A 16,948-nucleotide genomic window follows, 5' to 3' on the forward strand; every position below is an offset into this window, starting at 1 on the left:
CCCCCCCCCCCCCCCCCCCCCCCCCCCCCCCCCCCCCCCCCCCCCCCCCCCCCCCCCCCCCCCCCCCCCCCCCCCCCCCCCCCCCCCCCCCCCCCGCCCCCTCCCGCCCCACCCGGAGCCCCGCCTTGCGCAAGCGCGTCCTCCTGCTGGCCGCCACCCTGACGACCGGCCTGCTCACCGCTCTCCCCGCCACCCCGGCCGCCGCCGCGCCGTCCGGGCTCGCCGGCGACTTCAACGGCGACGGCTACCTGGACATCGCCCTCAGCGCCTCCGGCCACCAGGTCGGCTCGGCCGAGCAGGCCGGCGCGGTCGTCGTGCTCTACGGCTCCTCCTCCGGTGTCTCGGCCGGCAGGCGCAGCGTGATCACGCAGGACTCCCCCGGCGTCCCGGGCACCGCCGAACAGGGCGACCTCTTCGGCCAGAGCCTGGCCGCCGGCGACCTGGACGGCGACGGCTACAGCGACCTCGTCGTGGGCGCCCCGAGCGAGAGCATCGGCGACCGGGACGCCGTGGGCAGCGCCACCGTGCTGTGGGGCGGCAGGTCCGGCCTGTCCGGCGGCGCCCTGCTGCCCCAGCCGTCCACCCTCGCCGAGTGGGGCGACTTCGCCTCCGCCGTCGCGGTCGCCGACTTCGACGGCGACGGCAAGCCCGACGTCACCCTCACCGGACGGACCCAGACCCGCCTCTACCGCGGGCCCGTCACCCGCTCGGGCACTCCGGCGAGCAACCTCGGCGTCGGCGAACTGGGCAGCACCCGCGAGGTGTTCGCGGGCGACCTGAACGGTGACCGCGCCGCCGAGCGCGTCTACCCGTTCCTCGTCGACGGCGACGAGGGAGGCGACGTCAGGTACTTCACCTGGACCGGCGCCAAGTACGCCATGAAGAGCCTGCCGAAGGCCGACGGCCTGCCCGGCTCGATCGCCGACGTCAACGGCGACGGCTACGGCGACCTCGTCCTGGGCGACCCCACGGACCCCGGCACGTACAAGAAGACCGGCTACAAGGGCGGCCAGATCTCCGTCTGGTACGGCGGCCCGAACGGCCCCGACCCCGCCCAGACCCCGACCGTGATCCACCAGGACACCCCGGGCGCCCCCGGTGCCGCGGAGGCCGAGGACATGTTCGGCTCCTCGATCGGCACCGGTGACGTCAACGGCGACGGCTACGCCGACGTCGCGGTCGGTGCACCCGGTGAGGACGTGGGCAAGGCCACCGAGGCCGGCGCGGTGACGATCCTGTTCGGCTCCGCATCGGGCCTGACCACCAAGGGCGCGCGGACCTACACCGAGGACACCGCGGGCGTGCCCGGCGCCGCGGAGGCCTGGGACCAGTTCGGCCAGTCGGTCCGGCTGACGGACGTCAACGGCAACCACAAGGCCGACCTCGTGACGGGCGCGGGCGGCGAGAACGGCTACGGCGCCGTCACGATCCTGCGCGGCACCGCCTCCGGCCTGACCGCCGACTACGCCAAGTACATCGGCGCCCGCGACGTCTCCGTGAAGGGCAGCGGGGAGTTCGCCTGGGCCATCGCCCAGTGACCCGACCCCGCCTCCGGGCTGCACAGCTTCCAGAAGGGAACCGAGGGAACTCCATGCGTACCCGCGTCCTCGCCACCGCCGTCGCCGCGGTCCTGGCCCCGCTCGTCCTGGCCGTGCCCACCGCGCACGCGACCGCGGCGGCCGCGCCGTACGACTTCAACGGCGACGGCCGCGCCGACCTCGCGATCGGTGCCCCCGACGCGACCGTGGCCGGCCAGTCCAAGGCGGGCGCCGTCTCGGTCGTCTACGGCGGCTCCGGCGGCCTGAAGACCGCCACCCGCACCCTCATCACCCAGAACACGTCCGGCGTGCCCGGCACCGCCGAGGCGGGCGACGCGTTCGGCAGCGCCGTCGCCTCCGCCGACCTGAACCGCGACGGCTACGCCGACCTCCTGATCGGCGCGCCCGGCGAGGACGTCGACGGAGACACCAACGACGGCACGGTGGCCGTCGTCTGGGGTGCCAGGTCCGGCCTGTCCGGCGCCCGCACGGTCGCGAACTACTGGCACGAGGACGTGGACCGCTACGGACAGGCGGTGACCGTGGGCGACGTCAACGCCGACGGCGACCTCGACGTCGCCATCGGCGCGACCGGCTCGGTCGCCGTGTCCTTCGTCGACGGCCCGATCACCAGGACCGGGTCCTTCCAGGGCGGCTCCGGCTCCGGTTTCCCGAGCCCCTACTCCTCGTCGTACGGCGCCACCTCCCTGACCGCCGGGCGCGTCTCACCCTCCTGGCCCACCAGCCTCGTGGTGCACGGCAGGCAGCGCACCGGCGCCGCCGTCACCCATCTGGTCACCGACCCGACCATCGGGAACTTCACCGACTGGTGGCAGGAGCTGCCGGCCGGCCCGGTCTCGGCGATCGGCGACATCGACAAGGACGGGTACGCCGACATAGCCGTGGGCAATCCGGCCGAGGCCGCCGCCGACCCGGCCGGGGCCAAGGGCGGCAAGGTCACGGTGGTCTACGGCGGACCGGCCGGCAGGGACACCTCCCGCGCCCCGCTGGTCCTCGGCCAGGACACGGCCGGTGTACCGGGCGCTGCGGAGCCCGGCGACGCCTTCGGCAGCAGTGTCTCCCTGGGCGATGTCGACGGGGACGGGTTCAAGGACCTCGCGATCGGCGCGCCCGGCGAGGACAACGGCGCCGGTTCGGTCACCCTCCTGCGCGGCTCCGCCTCCGGTCTGACCACCAAGGGCGCGGTGTCGTACACCCAGAACACCGCGGGCGTGCCCGGCGCCGCCGAGCAGGGCGACCGCTTCGGCGCACGCGTCCTGCTCGCCGACCACTCCGGCGACCACCGTGCCGAGCTGACCGTGGCGGGCCCCGGCGAGAACGCGGGTGACGGCGCGGTCTGGTCCCTGCGCGGCGCGGCCGGCGGAGCCACCGCGGCGGGCTCGCTGTCCTTCGGCCCGTCGGCCACCGGAGTCGCCACGTCGGGCACCCCGCACTACGGCGCCGTCCTCAACAACTGACACGACCGCCGCGGCGCGTCCGGGCCCGGCACTGGACCGCCCCCGGAGGTCCCCTGAGGCCCCCTAGGGGATGTCACAGGTCGGCCGCAAAGCCGGGCCCGGACGCCCGGGCCCGGCCCGCCGGTCTCCGGGACCAGGTACGTTCGATGACGTGGCTGGATTCAGGATCGGACGCGGGGGCCGGGACGACCGCACCCCCCAAGGACAGCAGGCGCCGCAGCAACCGTCGTACGGGCGCGGGCGGCCCGGGGGACCGTCGCACGGGCAGCAGGGACCGTCGTACGGACAGCAGAGGCCGTCGCACGGACAGCCCGGCGGTCCGGCGTACGGGCAGCCCTCGGGACCCTCGTACGGCTACCCGTCGGCGCCGCAGTCGCCGTACCCGCAGGCGGGGCAGTCGTACGGCTACCCGGGGCCGGCCGACGACGGGCCGGAGTACTTCGGCGACGGCGGCTATCCCGGCGCGGGGCACGGCGGGCACGACCCGTACGCGGCGAACAACCCGGGCCACACCCAGGCGTTCTCGGTCGACGAGGCCGACGGTTACACACAGGGTTCCACCTACCACGCCGGCTCGGCCGCCGCGCCCGCGGCTCCGCTGGGACCGCCCCTGCACTGGAAGGCATTGCTGAAGGGGATCGTCCTGTCCCCGAACCAGACCTTCCTGCGCATGCGGGACTACACGATGTGGACGCCCGCGCTCGTCGTCACGTTCCTCTACGGCCTGCTCGCCGTCTTCGGCTTCGACGGCGCCCGTGGGGACGCGATCAACGCGACCCTCTCCAACGCGGTCCCGATCGTGCTGGTGACCGCGGTCGTGATGGTGCTGGGCCTGTTCGTGCTGGGCGTGGTCACCCACACGCTGGCCCGCCAGCTGGGCGGCGACGGCGCCTGGCAGCCGACGGTGGGCCTGTCCATGCTGATCACGGCGCTCACGGACACACCCCGCCTGATCGTGGCGATGTTCTTCGGCGGGGACGCCGGCTTCGTCCAGCTGCTGGGCTGGGCCACCTGGATCGGCGCGGGCGCCCTGCTGACCCTGATGGTCTCCCGCTCCCACGACCTGCCCTGGCCGAAGGCGCTGGGTGCCTCCGCGATCCAGCTGATCGCGCTGCTGTCCATCGTGAAGCTGGGCACGTTCTAGCCGAACCGACCTGTCTCGACAGACGAAAGGGCCCCCGGTGCGAGCGCCGGGGGCCCTTTCGTACGCGCTCAGATTGCCGAATCACCGTGGGGGCTGTACGGGGGAAAAGGCGGCCATTGCAGCGTGCCTAGTTATCGGTCAACGCCTGACGTCGCCATCCTGTCCACTGGGGCTGAGAATTCAGCCGCAGCGACGAGGAAAGGTCGGTCGAGTGAGACTCACCAAGCGATTTGCCATGATCAGCGCGGTTGCGACGGCGGCGGTTCTCTTCAGCGCCGGTGGCGCCCAGGCTCGGGGAGACGGAGGCCTCCTCTCGCTTCTGGACAACACGCCGCTCATTCAGATCTCTTACCCGATGGGTCCGGTCCAGCAGAGCGAGACCAAGAGCGACAGCAAGGTCCAGAGCCAGACCAAGGCCAAGGCCAAGACGTCGACCGACTCGCAGGGAAACAACACGACGAACAACAACAACAATAACAACAACAACGCCGGAGCGGCGAACAACAACAATAACAACAACAACAACAATGGAGGGGGTGCGAACAACAACAACAACAATAACAACAACGGCGCCACCACGGCCACGACTGGCGGGCTCCTCTCGCTTCTGAACAACACGTCCCTCCTTGCTTTTCAGGTCTGCTCCCCGACGGGGCAGTCAAGCTCGGGAAACAACACCTTCACCGGCAACCAGAACATCAACTGCACCCAGAACTGAGGGACGCACCCGGCCGAAAACGGCAGGGGTCACGCGATAGGCCCGCCTGAGACCGTGGGCCCTGTCCGAGTCCAGATGTGCCGGTCCGGCGGCCGATGTATTCAACCCACCAGGCCGCCGGATCCTGAAAGTCAGCCGTTGTTGTTGTTATTGTTGTTGTTGGCTCCACCTCCGCCGTTGTTGTTGTTATTGTTGTTGTTGTTCGCTCCGCCCCCGCCGTTGTTGTTGTTATTGTTGTTGTTGGCTCCGCCTCCGCCGTTGTTGTTGTTATTGTTGTTGTTGGCTCCGCCTCCGCCGTTGTTGTTGTTATTGTTGTTGTTCGCTCCACCTCCGCCGTTGTTGTTGTTATTGTTGTTGTTGTTCGCCCCGCCTCCGCCGTTGTTGTTGTTATTGTTGTTGTTGTTCGCCCCGCCTCCGCCGTTGTTGTTGTTATTGTTGTTATTCGCTCCACCTCCGCCGTTGTTGTTGTTGTTATTGTTGTTGGCGCCCCTACCTCCATTGTTGTTATTGTTGTTGTTGTTCGCTCCACCCTTGCGGTTGTTGTTGTTATTGTTGTTGTTGTTGTTCGCTCCACCCTTGCGGTTGTTGTTGTTATTATTGTTGTTGTTCGCTCCACCCTTGCGGTTGTTGTTGTTATTGTTGTTGTTGTTCGCGCCGCGACGGTTGTTGTTGTTGTTATTGTTGTTGTTGTTGTCAGTCACTACCGAGTGAGTGGCTGTGGGTGCCGGGGCGGCAGAGGCAGCCGGTGCCAGGGCGGCGCCCCCGGCAGCCAGAGCAGCCGACGCGGTCAGCACGGCCGTACGCCTTGCGAACTTGCTGAGCATGATGAGTCCTTCCGGCTGAATTTGGGTCCTGCCGATTCGCGGCCCAATTCGATCGGGGGGAGTTCTCGACGGCTGAATTCCCTGCCAGAGTCTTCGTCGAAGGCACAGGGTGGGCGCCATGCTGCGCACGGGTCGTCTTCCAGCCGCGGACCGGGGAGCCCAGTTCCGGAACTCTGTCGCCAGCATGCGCCGCGGTCGCCCGGGGCACATCGGGCGAACACCCCAAGTTCCACCCCGGCACACCCCACGTCCCGGCTCCACGCCCATACGTCACCGCTGTACCGGGCGACCTGCCGTGCTCGGGCTGGATCTTTTGCGCGGCTCCGGCCACGGAGAGAAACTGACGTGTGATGGACCTGCTAGAGCGAGAGGCCGTGCTCCAGGACCTCGCCGGCCACCTGAAAGTGGCAGTGAGCGGTCGTGGACGCCTAGCCCTCGTACGTGGCGAGAGCGGCATCGGCAAGACCGCCGTTGTCCGTCGGCTGGCCCAACTGGCCGACCCTCAGGTGCGAGTGCTGTCGGGCGCCTGTGATCCGCTGGCCACTCCCCGCCCCTTGGGCCCCCTGATGGACCTGGCCCCGCACCTGGGCGCCCCGGCGCGCACGGCGCTCGCCGATGCGCTGACCGGCACCTGTCGTTCCGCTGAGGTCTTCGACTGCCTGCTCGCCGACCTGAACGCCTATCCCAGCCTGCTCGTCGTGGAGGACGTCCACTGGGCCGATGAGGCCACGATGGACCTGCTGCGCTACCTGGCCCGGCGCCTGCCGAGTGTGCCGGCGCTGGTGGTGGCCACCTACCGCGACGACGAGATCGGCCGAACCCACCACTTGACCGGGCTCCTCGGCACCCTGGCCGGCTACCCGTGGGTGTACCGGCACGACCTGCTCCCGCTGAGCCGCCGGGCCGTGGCCGCAATGGCCGCTGGACACGCCGTCGACGCCGAGCAGTTGTACCGCGTCTCCGCCGGCAACCCGTTCATCGTCACCGAGACCCTGGCCGCCCCCGCGGAGCCCATCCCGGCCTCGGTGCGCGAGGCCGTCGCGGGCCGCCTGGCCGGCCTGTCCCCCACGGCCCGCATGGTGGTGGACGTGCTGGCCGTCCTGGGGTGCCGGATCTCGCTACCGCTGCTGGCCGGCATCCTGCCGACCCCGGACGAGGCTCTCGACGAGGCCGTCGCGTGCGGCATCGTACGCACCGAGGGGCAGACCACCGAGTTCCGGCATGAGCTGACCCGGCGGGCGGTGCTGGAGGCCGTACCCGCCACCCACCGTCTGCGAGTACACCGGCAGGTGCTGGCCTTGATGCGGTCCGGTCCGGTCGCCGCTGACGATCTGGCGCTGCTGGCTGATCATTCCGAGGGAGCCGAGGACGCAACCGCCGTGCTGGAGTACGCGCCCGCGGCAGCGGCCCACGCCGCCGCGTCGGGTGCGTACCGGGAGGCAGCCGTCCAGTACGCTCGCGCCCTGCGCTACGCCGACCGCCTGCCGGCGGGCCAGCAGACCTCTCTGCTGGAGGGCCACTCGCGGGCCTGTCTCCTGTCCAGCCGGCTCGACGAGGGGGTCGCGTCCCGTCGTACGGCGGTGCGGCTCCGGCGGGCGTTGGGCGACCGGCTGCGCGAGGGTGAGGACCTGCGCTGGCTGTCGTGCTGGCTGTGGCCGGCCGGGCGGACCACCGAGGCCAGACAGACCGGCCTGGAGGCGGTGCGGGTACTCGAAAAGCTGAGGCCGAGCCGGGAGTTGGCCCGGGCGTACCTGAACCTCTGCCAGTTGGCCTGTCACGAGCACGAGGGGCCGGCGGTGACCGCCGCCTACGCCGAGAAGGCGGTCGCCCTGGGCGAGCGTTGCGGGGACCCGGCAGCGGTCGTCCATGCGCGCTTCCACGCCGCGGCGGCACGCATGCTGAGCGGAGGGGCCGGCCGGGAGGACTGCGAGCGGGCGGTGTCCGGCGCGATGGCGCGGGATGAGCCGGTGGACGCGGGCTCCTTGGCACTCACCACATGCTGGTTCGCCGCGTTGCAGCGCGACGGCGCCCGGACGACCGCGGCCGTGAACCGGGCAGAGGCCTATTTCCTCGATCACGACCTGCTCCCCTATCTGCTGTGCGCGAGGGCCTGGGACAGCTGGGGGCTGCTGAACCGGGGCCTGTGGACCCAGGCCACCGACACCGCACAGAAAGTCGTGTCCCATCCCGGCTCACCACCGGTCGGCGAGGCCCTGGCCCTGACCGTTCTGGGCCTGGTGCGTGCCCGCCAGGGCAAGGCCCAGGTGGGGCCGCTGCTGGAGCAGGCGGCGAGCCTGGTCGACTCGAACTGCCTGCTGGACACGGGCCTGGGATGGGAGGCCCGGGTCGAGGCTGCCTGGCTGGCCGGTGACCACGAGCTGGTGCAGGCGGAGGCACGACGAGGTCTGGCCGCGTTGGCGGAGCGCACGCATCCCTGGCTGTCCGGCCCTCTGGCCTGCTGGATCCGCCGCGTCGGCGGGACGCCCCCGCAGGTGCCGGCTGCCGAACCCTACGCGCTGGAGCTGACCGGCGACTGGGCCGGCGCCGCGGCCCGCTGGGATGCGCTCGGCTGCCCGTACGAAGCCGCACTGGCCCGCCTGTCCGGCGACGCACCCGCGCTGCATGAGGCCCTGGCCGCCTTCGAGGCCCTCGGCGCCCGGCCGGCCGTGGCACGTACCCGCGCCGTCATGCGTGCCCGGCGCATCCGCCCGATCCGGCGTGGCGCGCGGGCGGCCACCCGGGCCAACCCGTACGGGCTGACCAACCGGGAGCTGGACGTCCTCAAGCTGTTGAACGAGGGCCTGTCGGACGCCGAGATCGCCGAGCGCCTCTACATCACGCCAAAGACCGCGGGGCACCACGTGGGCGCGGTGCTGACCAAGCTCGGCGTCCACACCCGTCACGAGGCCGCCCGCAAACTCCACCATCCCGAGCCGTGACAGGGGTACCGGTGACGAGCATGAAGAGAGCAGCGATCGTCAGTGTCGTATTCGCGGCTTCCTGCTGTGTGGCGCTGGGCACCTGGGATGTGTCGGCTGCCGCACCCGTGGAGTCGGCGACTCGGTGCTATGCGACCCGCGGAGATCCGGACCGTGTCGTGTGCTACCGGAATTCATGGAAAGCCGAATACAGGCATGGCGACGTGGTCTACGTGCCCATGCTCATTCAGGTGCCCAGGCCTTCCCATCCGTCGTCCGTGGAGATCGTCGACGGCCTGGACGACATTCGCCCGGGCGGCTCCTGACATTCCATGTGACCGACGGTCCTTACAGAGCGTCCTTCGAGGGCGTGATCGGCGTGCCCGCCTTACGGCAGGGCGGCAGGACGGACCACGGGAAGTTGATCCAGTCGTCCGTGCGCTTCCAGACGTATTCGCACTTCACGAGGGAGTGGGACTTCTCGTAGACCACCGCGGAGCGCACCTCGGCGACGGTGTCGAGGCAGAAGTCGCGCACGAGCTTGAGCGTCTTGCCGGTGTCCGCGACGTCGTCGGTGATGAGCACCTTCTTGTCGGAGAAGTCGATGACGTTGGGGACGGGTGCCAGCATGACCGGCATCTCCAGGGTGGTCCCCACGCCGGTGTAGAACTCGACGTTCACCAGGTGGATGTTCTTGCAGTCCAGGGCGTAGGCGAGCCCGCCGGCGACGAACACCCCGCCGCGGGCGATGCTCAGCACGATGTCCGGCTCGTACCCGTCGTCGGCGATGGTCTGCGCCAGCTCGCGGATGGCGCCGCCGAACCGCTCGTACGTCAGGTTCTCGCGTACGTCACTCATGCTGCAGTCGCCCTCACACCTGGGTCCGATGGAAATTGACGTAGGACCGCGAGGCGGTCGGCCCGCGCTGCCCCTGGTAGCGGGAGCCGTAGCGCTCGCTGCCGTAGGGGAACTCGGTGGGCGAGGTCAGCCGGAACATGCACAGCTGCCCGATCTTCATGCCCGGCCACAGCTTGATGGGGAGGGTGGCGAGGTTGGACAGCTCGAGGGTCACGTGGCCGCTGAAGCCCGGGTCGATGAACCCGGCGGTGGAGTGCGTGACCAGCCCGAGGCGCCCGAGGGAACTCTTCCCCTCCAGCCGCGAGGCGAGATCGTCGGGGAGCGTGATCACCTCGTACGTCGAGGCGAGGACGAACTCCCCCGGATGCAGAATGAACGGCTCGTCCCCTTCGGGCTCCACGAGTCGCGTCAGATCCGTCTGCTCGACCGAGGGATCGATGTGGGGGTACCGGTGGTTCTCGAACACCCGGAAGTACCGGTCCAGCCGTACGTCGATGCTCGACGGCTGCACCATGGATTCGTCGTAGGGATCGATCCGTACCCTGCCGGCGTCGATCTCGGCCCGGATGTCCTTGTCTGAGAGAAGCACGTAGCGAGGATACGCAAGGCGCGCGGAGCCGCGACAATCGCGGCGGCTCCGCGCGCCAGGTGCTATCGCGGGGCGTCTCCGCCCGCTTACTGCACGTCCCCCCGTCAGTACTTCTGCAGGGTGACCGGCACGGCGCTGCGCAGCCGGGCACATCGTGGACACCTCACGAGCCGGCCGGGGCCGAGCCGCTCGGCCTTCTGCATCGGGAACGAAGCGGTGCTGAAGACGTGCCCGTCCGCGCAGCGGACGACGGTGCGTTCCATCAAGTCCCTTATGTCCCTTCCCCAAGAGCCTCGTCGGCCTACCGCCGGCCTGACGACAAAAGCCACATTACGGGATCAAAGAGACGACTCTCCAGGCGGCGCTCCGGCCTCGCCCGGACCCTCTCCCACACCTCCACCGTACGCCCCAACTCCGGCCGTCCGCAGCCGGATCCCACCCCTGAAGCGGACGCGGACCCCGGGGCCGAAGCACCAAGGGTCCGCAATGATGTACAGTGAGCGAACGTCGGGACATCGACAACGAGTCCGACTCACGCGGGTGTAGTTTAATGGTAGAACATCAGCTTCCCAAGCTGAGAGCGCGAGTTCGATTCTCGTCACCCGCTCCATGATTGAGGCCCAGGTCAAGGACTTGGGCCTTTCTGCTGTCCATCGCGATCGCTCGCCGCGTACCGAAACCGCGGCAGAGGACTGATCGTCGGGCTCGGCCGGCTGCCCTTCCGGCACGGCGCGAAGGCCCGACCGCGACCGCTACCCGGCCCTCCCGCGCGACGACAGCCGGGATTCGGATGGATCGGCGACACCGTGGTTCCGCGCGTCTGCGGGGCGCCTCGTGATCTTTCCCTCGGGGTTGCGACCGCTGCTCCGCGGGCCTGCGTCCGCCGGACTACGGTGAGTCACGCGATATCCCCAGAAGACCGGCACATCACCCCTAGTCTGCGAGGCGCCCCACCATGAGTCTGAGTCTGAGCATCCGCAACCAGCTCCCCGGCACCGTCACCTCGGTCACCGCGGGTGAGGCCATGGCGGCGGTCAAGGTCCGCCTCGACGGGGGACAGGACGTCACCGCCGCCATCACCGTCGACGCCGTCAAGGAACTCGGCCTCGCCGAGGGTTCCGCGGTGCGCACCCTCGTCAAGGCCACAGAGGTCGCGCTGGCCATCGGCCCGGTGGAGGGCCTGTCCATCCGCAACCGGCTGTCCGGCACCGTGCGCGAGGTCGCGGCCGGTGCCGCCATGGCGACGGTCAGGGTCTCGGTCCAGGGCGCCGAACTGACGGCCGCGATCACCAAGGACGCGGCCACCGACCTCGGGCTCACGGCGGGCTCCGCCGTCACCGCCCTGTTCAAGTCGACGGAGGTCTCGCTGTCGGCCGTATGACCTCGGCCGGGCCCCCGCCCAAGGCGGGCTCCGCGTCGCCGGAGGGCCGGACCCGAGGCGGGCGGTGGCGTCGGGTCAGCGGTTCGCCGTGGCCTGGGCCGGAGCCGGGTGGTACGTCGCCAGCGCCCAGATGACGAACACGTCGATGGCCATCATGATCACGGACCACACCGGGGCGTACGGCAGGAAGAGGAACTGGGCCACCAGGCTCAGCGAGGCCAGCGCGATGCCGACCACGCGTGCCCATGCGGCCCCGGAGAGGATGCCCCAGCCGGCGAAGGCCGAGATCACGCCGAGGATCAGCAGGATCCAGCCCCAGCCGGTGAGGTTCATCTTGTACACGTAGTCGCCGATGCGGGTGTAGACGTCGTCCGCGGCGATCGCCGATATGCCCTGGAAGATGGCCAGGATGCCGTCCAGCAGCAACAGCACGCCGGCGAAGGTGACGCCGCCGGCGGCCCAGGAGCCGTTCGCGGTGACCGCCGGAGAGCCGGGAGAAGCCGAAGAGGCCGGCGAGGCCGGAGAGGCCGGGTGCTGGCCGCCGGAGGGTGCTCCGGTCGGGGATCCGATGGGTGCCCCGGAAGGGGATCCGGTCGGCGACCCGGAACCGGTCGGCGACCCGGAAGACGATCCGGACGGGGATCCGGACGGGGATCCGGGGGGAGGCTGTGCGGTCATGGCGGCGCTCCGTTCGTGGAGGGGCGGACGACGTTGCGGGCGGTGTCCGGCGCGTCCGGCCGACTCATTCGACACTCGGCTCGGCCAGGGCGTTCGGCCACAGCATTAGGCCGACCGGGTGACGCGGGTGCCGGCGCACGGGGTGAGCGGCCCTGTCCGTCTCCTCCGGTTTCCGCGGCGTCGCCGGTGCGTTCTCACCGCCTCGTCCGCGGGTCCGGACGGGCGGGGACGGTCACACCGCGCAACAGCCGGTCGCGCTCTCCCCACGCCTCAGGCGGGCGTCCCGGCCGGATGCTCTCCGGCGGGCGGCCGTGGCGCCGCCAGGAACTCCAGCACGGCGAGCAGGAACAGCAGGGACAGGGCGATGCCGACCACCACCCAGCCGGTGGGGAACGACCACAGCAGGTAGGCCAGCAGCGACGCGGCCACCAGGACCCAGGTGATCCAGGTGCGATGGCGGCGTACGAAGGGGCCGACCGGGCCGGTCCGCAGACCGGCGCGGTCGGCGGTGCCGCGGACGGCGCCGATCCCGGAGATCCACAGCCGCCGTACGAGAGCCGCGTGCCGGCCCGGTCCGGACAGCCAGGCGCCCAGGGCGATGACGACGCCGAGGGCCACGACCATGCGCACGGTGGTGTGCAGCAGGCCGGTCAGCGCGTCGTAGACCGCACCGGCCGCGCCCTGGGAGACATCGGCGGGCAGCCGGTCGAGATAGATCACCCGGAACACGCGCAGCGCGATGCCGAGGATTCCGGTGGCGACGGCGACGCCGAGGCAGCCCGCGACCAGGGCCCTGCGCCGCCGGACCGAGAGCAGCACACCGGCGGCGACCAGCACGACGGACAGCACCGGCAGCCAGTTCCCGGCGAGTTGCAGCAGCCTCACGTAGGTCTTCACCTTGCCGACCTGATCGGACCTGACGAGGGTGAAGTCGGTGTGCACCGCGGGGATGTGCCCGGCGACGCTCAGGCCGGAGTCGACGAGACGCTGCTTGACCTGGTCCACCAGGGGGCCGATGTCGAGCGTGACCGCGTCGTTCTTCAACTGGACCGCGCCGCCGCCGCTGCCGGTGAGGGCCTTGTCCAGGGAGCTGTGGATCTTACGGTTGGCGTCGGTCCAGACGGTCCTGAAGACGCCCGACGCGGCGACCGCCTTGGCCTTGTCGTGGACGAAGCTGCGTACGGCCCCTTCGAGCGCGTCGCCCAGCCTGCCGCCCAGCGCCTTCTCCAGGCGGGGCCGGTCCTGCGGGGCCACGTCCGAGAGCAGGGCGGGCAGGTCGAGGCGGCTCATGAGCGCGTCGGTGGCCCGGTCGGCGACGGCGTTCTGCACGTCGGGGTTCGAGGCGAGCGGGGCCACCGTGGCCACATAGCGGTCGGTGTCGCCCACCTGGTCGGCCGCCCACGCGGCGACGACGGAGAGCGGGGCGAGCACGCATCCGATGACGATGAGCACCGCGGCGACGAGAGACCTGACGTGGTGCCGGGGCGGCCGGGCACGTTCGCCCTCGAGTGCGGCCACCCGGGCCCGCAGCTCCCCTATCTCGGACCCTTCCGCGGGATCGTCCGGTCGTGCGCTGCCGTCCGCCACCCGTGCCTCCTCGCCGGTCCGTTCCCTGTCTGCCAGCCGACCCCGGATGGGACGCACGCGCGAGCGGAAGTACGCCGTTCAGGCTCCCCGGCACCGGCGATCCCACCGGTACAGGTACAGGTACAGGTGCAGGTACAGGTACAGGTGCAGCACAGACGCCGGCACAGACGCAGGCAGAGGCGTGGGCGTGGGTGTCCTGTCCGCACGCTGCCACCCCGGCACCGGTGACCGGACCGCACATCGGGGTGCGCACGGACGGTTCGCCGCTTCGGCGGTCGCGTGTCACACCGGCGGCCCAGGCCGGCCGGCCCGGCTGGGAGCGTCGGCCGAAGCTCGTGGTCCCAGGCGTCCCGGAGTCCGGCGAGGCGGCACAGGACCAGCCCGGAGGTCTCGCGTGACGGGCCTGGGCCCGGCGGCGCGGCCGGACGCGCCGGTGTCTCCGTCCCGGGGCGGCGGACTCCTCCGGGACGGAGACGTGTCGGGCGGAGCGGATCAGCGGCGGGTGGCCAGGATCTGCGAGAGGACGCCGTGGACGTAGGTGTTGGCGTGCTTGCCGGTGAAGCGGCCGGAAAGCGGTCCGGCCGCCGTCACGGGGACGTCGACGCTGGTGTGGCCGGAGGTCGTCCAGTCGATCGTGAAGGTGCGGTCGCTGCCGTGGATCGTGAACGGGCCGTCCTCGGTGGAGATGCCGGTGCCGGTCTCGTCGGCCGCGTCGTTCTCCTCGACCGCCAGGCCGCCGGTCTCGTGGTCGCCGGTGACGACGAGGAGGGTGTCGGGGTGGGTCGCCTGGTAGGCACGGGCGACGGCGACGGTCTTCTCGAGCTGCTGCATCGACTGCAGGACACGCGTGCCGTTGTTGCTGTGCGCGAACTCGTCGGTGCCCTCCTCCTCGACCATGAGGAAGAAGCCCTTCTTGTTCTTGTCCAGCGTCTTCAGGGCCTTGGCGGTCATCGTGGAGAGGTCGACGACCGGCTTGTACACGTCGCCCTGGCCCTCGGGGCGCTGCTGGAACATCTCCTCGTTGCTGAAGAGACCGAGCAGCTTGCCGCCCCGTGCCTTGTTCAGTCCCTTGGCGCTGTTGACGTACGTGTAACCGGCGCGCTCGGCCCGGGTGATGAGGTTGCCCTTCGTGCCGCGGCTGGCCTCGGTGGTGTCCTCTGCGGGCTTGTCCGGGAAGGCACCCGCGGTGCCGGCCGGCAGCCACCAGTCCTCGCCGCCGCCCAGGATCACGTCCGGCTTGCTGACGGCGAGGTACTGCCGGGCGATCTCGTCCTGCTTGCCGCGGTCCGCGGTGTTGGAGAAGAAGGCCGCGGGCGACGCGTCGGTGACCTGCGCGGTCGTCACCAGGCCGGTGGACTTGCCGGCCGCCTTGGCCTGCGCCCCGAGCGTGGGGAGCGGGTTGCCGTCGGTGTCGACGCTGATGGCACCGTTGTAGGTCTTCTGGCCCGTGGCCCATGCGGTGGCGGCCGCCGCGGAGTCCGTGACCACGGCCTTGGGGTCGTCCGGCGTCGTCGTCAGCTGACCGGACACGGGAAGCCGGTCCATCGTCAGCCGGCCCTGCAGACCGGCGAGGTGCAGACGCGCCGCCTCACGCATGGCCGGGCCCATGCCGTCGCCGTTGATGAAGATGACGTTCTTCGCGGTGGGGGCCTTCGCCTTCGCCGTGCTCTGCGGAGCACTGGCGGAGGCGCCCAGCGTGGGGTTGAGCACCATGGTCGCCACCACTGCCGCAGATGCCGCCGCGACCGGCGTCGCCCATCGCATACCGCGCACGCTTCTGTTCACAAAACCCTCCCATGGACATGGCAAAACACTCCTTTTGCAATCTAGGGAGCGGTGATCGGCTTATGCCGAACGCCAGGTGACACCTGAGCGAACAGTGCACGCTCGGCCTACACGGCACGGGGGGACGGCACCCCCGGGACCGCCCGCCGGGCGCACCGGCAGGCGAGCCAGACGTACGTGGGCAGCAGGCGAGCCGGACGTGTGCAGGCGAGCAGGGGCCTTGGCTCAGGAGCCGCTCGGCTGGCACTGCGGGCACCACACCGTGCCTCGACCGGACATGCGGGTCCGGAGCAGACGGGTGCCGCAGCGCGGGCACGTCGGCACCTCGTCGTCGCGGTGGCCGGTGAGCCAGGAGTCGCGCGGCGGTACGCATCCTGCCGTGACCGCCGAGCGCAGGGTGCGGCGCATGTGCGTGTAGAGGCTGCGGCGTTCGGCCGAGGTGAGGTCCCGGGCCCGGCTGTCGGGGCGCAGTCCGGCACGCCACAGGATCTCGTCGGCGAGGAGATTGCCGAGTCCGGCGAGGACGGCCTGGTCCATGAGGGTGGTCTTGATGTGGCCGCGGCGCGAGGAGAGCGCCGATTCGAACTCCTCGCGGCCCACCGCCAGCGCGTCGGGGCCCTGGCGCTCCAGCAGCCGGGCCACGTCCGCTTCGTCGCCGGCCAGCCAGAGGCCCCGCAGTTTGCGCTGGTCGCGGTAGCGCAGCTGGTGGTCGCCGGACAGGGTGAACAGGACGCGGTCATGTGTCTCGACCGGGTCGCCGGGGCGGCCACAGACCAGCAGGCCGGTCATGCCGAAGTGCAGCATCACGGTGGGCCCGCCGCCGGTGTGGGCGAGCAGCCACTTCCCGTGCCGCATCGGCTCGGTGAACCGCCGGCCTTCGAGTGCGCCGGCCAGCCGTCGTGCGCTGATGCCGTGCAGCACACCCGCGTCGCGCACGTCGACGCGCCGGACGGTCCTTCCCCGCGCGCAGGACTCGAGCACCCTCCGAAAGCCCTCGACGTCCGGCAGTTCAGGCACGGTCCACGCACCGGTACCGGCCGGCGCACGGCACCCGATCGGAATGGGCCCGCCCCGCTGCCGTGGTGGCCCTCGGCTCCGGAACATCACTCAGGACCACGGCAGCCTCCTGGATGCGGTGGGGTGCAGTGCGGTGCAGTGCAGTGCGGTGAAGACCCGGCAACGTGAGGAGTTCCGGCATGGTCGTTCCCGAGGACCACACCCCATAGGGAGGTGGACATGCAGACGGTGAACACCACCATATCCGGTGGGTTCGCGGTTATCGCCGCGCTCACTTCGGGCCAGGGCGGAAATGGAGCGCGGCCACAGCCGATGCGGATACGCGGGCCGCCTGTCTCGATTTCCTTTGCACCTGCGACGGGCACTCGTGTTTTTTGTGCGTCGAGCTACTGCAGGGCGCTGCCCGGACACGCTGCCCGTGTTCCGCGCCGCC

Annotated in this window: 14 protein-coding genes and 1 tRNA gene; 7 read left to right on the forward strand and 8 right to left on the reverse strand. The window is 70.7% G+C overall.

Going from position 1 to position 16,948, the window contains the following annotated elements; genetic code table 11:
* The first annotated feature begins 125 nt into the window (after positions 1-125).
* From ACGFT2_RS24115 to ACGFT2_RS24130, 4 genes are all read left to right on the forward strand, one after another.
* A complete protein-coding gene (locus tag ACGFT2_RS24115) occupies positions 126-1,538 on the forward strand; it encodes an FG-GAP-like repeat-containing protein (protein ID WP_393281668.1) in 1,413 nt (470 codons plus the stop codon).
* Between the two features lie 53 nt (positions 1,539-1,591).
* On the forward strand, positions 1,592-3,016 hold the full coding sequence (locus ACGFT2_RS24120; protein WP_393281670.1) for a hypothetical protein: 1,425 nt from the start codon (positions 1,592-1,594) through the stop codon (positions 3,014-3,016).
* Between the two features lie 70 nt (positions 3,017-3,086).
* Positions 3,087-4,160 carry a YIP1 family protein gene (locus ACGFT2_RS24125; RefSeq protein ID WP_393281672.1) on the forward strand — a complete coding sequence of 358 codons (1,074 nt, stop codon included), beginning with the start codon at positions 3,087-3,089 and terminating at the stop codon, positions 4,158-4,160.
* A 355-nt stretch (positions 4,161-4,515) separates the two neighbouring features.
* Positions 4,516-4,878: a hypothetical protein gene (locus ACGFT2_RS24130; RefSeq protein WP_393281674.1), complete on the forward strand. Its 363-nt coding sequence runs from the start codon at positions 4,516-4,518 to the stop codon at positions 4,876-4,878.
* Between the two features lie 131 nt (positions 4,879-5,009).
* Here the strand turns inward: ACGFT2_RS24130 and ACGFT2_RS24135 are convergent, their stop codons facing one another.
* Positions 5,010-5,579, reverse strand: coding sequence for a hypothetical protein (locus tag ACGFT2_RS24135; RefSeq protein ID WP_393281676.1), 570 nt, complete (start codon positions 5,577-5,579; stop codon positions 5,010-5,012).
* 473 nt (positions 5,580-6,052) lie between these two features.
* On the opposite strand from ACGFT2_RS24135, the gene ACGFT2_RS24140 reads away from it, so the two are divergent.
* A complete protein-coding gene (locus tag ACGFT2_RS24140; RefSeq protein ID WP_393281678.1) occupies positions 6,053-8,641 on the forward strand; it encodes a helix-turn-helix transcriptional regulator in 2,589 nt (862 codons plus the stop codon).
* A 327-nt stretch (positions 8,642-8,968) separates the two neighbouring features.
* On the opposite strand, the gene ACGFT2_RS24145 is transcribed toward ACGFT2_RS24140, so the two are convergent.
* The 3 genes from ACGFT2_RS24145 to ACGFT2_RS24155 form a co-directional block, all read right to left on the reverse strand.
* Positions 8,969-9,478, reverse strand: a complete 510-nt coding sequence (locus ACGFT2_RS24145; protein ID WP_393281680.1) for a phosphoribosyltransferase — start codon at positions 9,476-9,478, stop codon at positions 8,969-8,971.
* A 13-nt stretch (positions 9,479-9,491) separates the two neighbouring features.
* Positions 9,492-10,067, reverse strand: a complete 576-nt coding sequence (gene dcd, locus ACGFT2_RS24150; RefSeq protein ID WP_393281682.1) for a dCTP deaminase — start codon at positions 10,065-10,067, stop codon at positions 9,492-9,494.
* A 104-nt stretch (positions 10,068-10,171) separates the two neighbouring features.
* Complete coding sequence (locus ACGFT2_RS24155) at positions 10,172-10,330, reverse strand: hypothetical protein (protein ID WP_393281684.1); 159 nt, start codon at positions 10,328-10,330, stop codon at positions 10,172-10,174.
* A 273-nt stretch (positions 10,331-10,603) separates the two neighbouring features.
* Between ACGFT2_RS24155 and ACGFT2_RS24160 the strand changes: the two genes are divergently transcribed.
* Together ACGFT2_RS24160 and ACGFT2_RS24165 are read left to right on the forward strand one after the other, a co-directional pair.
* A tRNA-Gly gene (locus ACGFT2_RS24160) sits at positions 10,604-10,677 on the forward strand.
* Positions 10,678-11,028: 351 nt separating this feature from the next.
* The gene (locus ACGFT2_RS24165; protein ID WP_393282187.1) at positions 11,029-11,448 is read left to right on the forward strand and encodes a molybdopterin-binding protein; all 420 of its coding nucleotides are present in this window, start codon (positions 11,029-11,031) and stop codon (positions 11,446-11,448) included.
* 75 nt (positions 11,449-11,523) lie between these two features.
* Here the strand turns inward: ACGFT2_RS24165 and ACGFT2_RS24170 are convergent, their stop codons facing one another.
* From ACGFT2_RS24170 to ACGFT2_RS24185, 4 genes are all read right to left on the reverse strand, one after another.
* The gene (locus ACGFT2_RS24170) at positions 11,524-12,018 is read right to left on the reverse strand and encodes a hypothetical protein (RefSeq protein WP_393282189.1); all 495 of its coding nucleotides are present in this window, start codon (positions 12,016-12,018) and stop codon (positions 11,524-11,526) included.
* A 378-nt stretch (positions 12,019-12,396) separates the two neighbouring features.
* Positions 12,397-13,713, reverse strand: coding sequence for a hypothetical protein (locus tag ACGFT2_RS24175; protein WP_393281686.1), 1,317 nt, complete (start codon positions 13,711-13,713; stop codon positions 12,397-12,399).
* 492 nt (positions 13,714-14,205) lie between these two features.
* The gene (locus ACGFT2_RS24180; protein WP_393281688.1) at positions 14,206-15,426 is read right to left on the reverse strand and encodes an alkaline phosphatase; all 1,221 of its coding nucleotides are present in this window, start codon (positions 15,424-15,426) and stop codon (positions 14,206-14,208) included.
* Between the two features lie 297 nt (positions 15,427-15,723).
* Positions 15,724-16,515 (reverse strand): Fpg/Nei family DNA glycosylase, encoded by a 792-nt coding sequence (locus ACGFT2_RS24185; RefSeq protein ID WP_393281690.1) that lies wholly within the window; start codon positions 16,513-16,515, stop codon positions 15,724-15,726.
* Positions 16,516-16,948 lie beyond the last annotated feature (433 nt).

Source organism: Streptomyces sp. NPDC048514, from assembly GCF_043199955.1.
Classification (GTDB): domain Bacteria; phylum Actinomycetota; class Actinomycetes; order Streptomycetales; family Streptomycetaceae; genus Streptomyces.

Coding starts and splice junctions, on each gene's coding strand:
- ACGFT2_RS24145 (WP_393281680.1), bottom strand. CDS start 9,478: ATGAGTGACGTACGCGAGAACCTGACGTACGAGCGGTTCGGCGGCGCC.
- ACGFT2_RS24155 (WP_393281684.1), bottom strand. CDS start 10,330: ATGGAACGCACCGTCGTCCGCTGCGCGGACGGGCACGTCTTCAGCACC.
- ACGFT2_RS24180 (WP_393281688.1), bottom strand. CDS start 15,426: ATGGTGCTCAACCCCACGCTGGGCGCCTCCGCCAGTGCTCCGCAGAGC.
- ACGFT2_RS24125 (WP_393281672.1), top strand. CDS start 3,087: ATGTCACAGGTCGGCCGCAAAGCCGGGCCCGGACGCCCGGGCCCGGCC.
- ACGFT2_RS24130 (WP_393281674.1), top strand. CDS start 4,516: ATGGGTCCGGTCCAGCAGAGCGAGACCAAGAGCGACAGCAAGGTCCAG.
- ACGFT2_RS24120 (WP_393281670.1), top strand. CDS start 1,592: ATGCGTACCCGCGTCCTCGCCACCGCCGTCGCCGCGGTCCTGGCCCCG.
- ACGFT2_RS24140 (WP_393281678.1), top strand. CDS start 6,053: ATGGACCTGCTAGAGCGAGAGGCCGTGCTCCAGGACCTCGCCGGCCAC.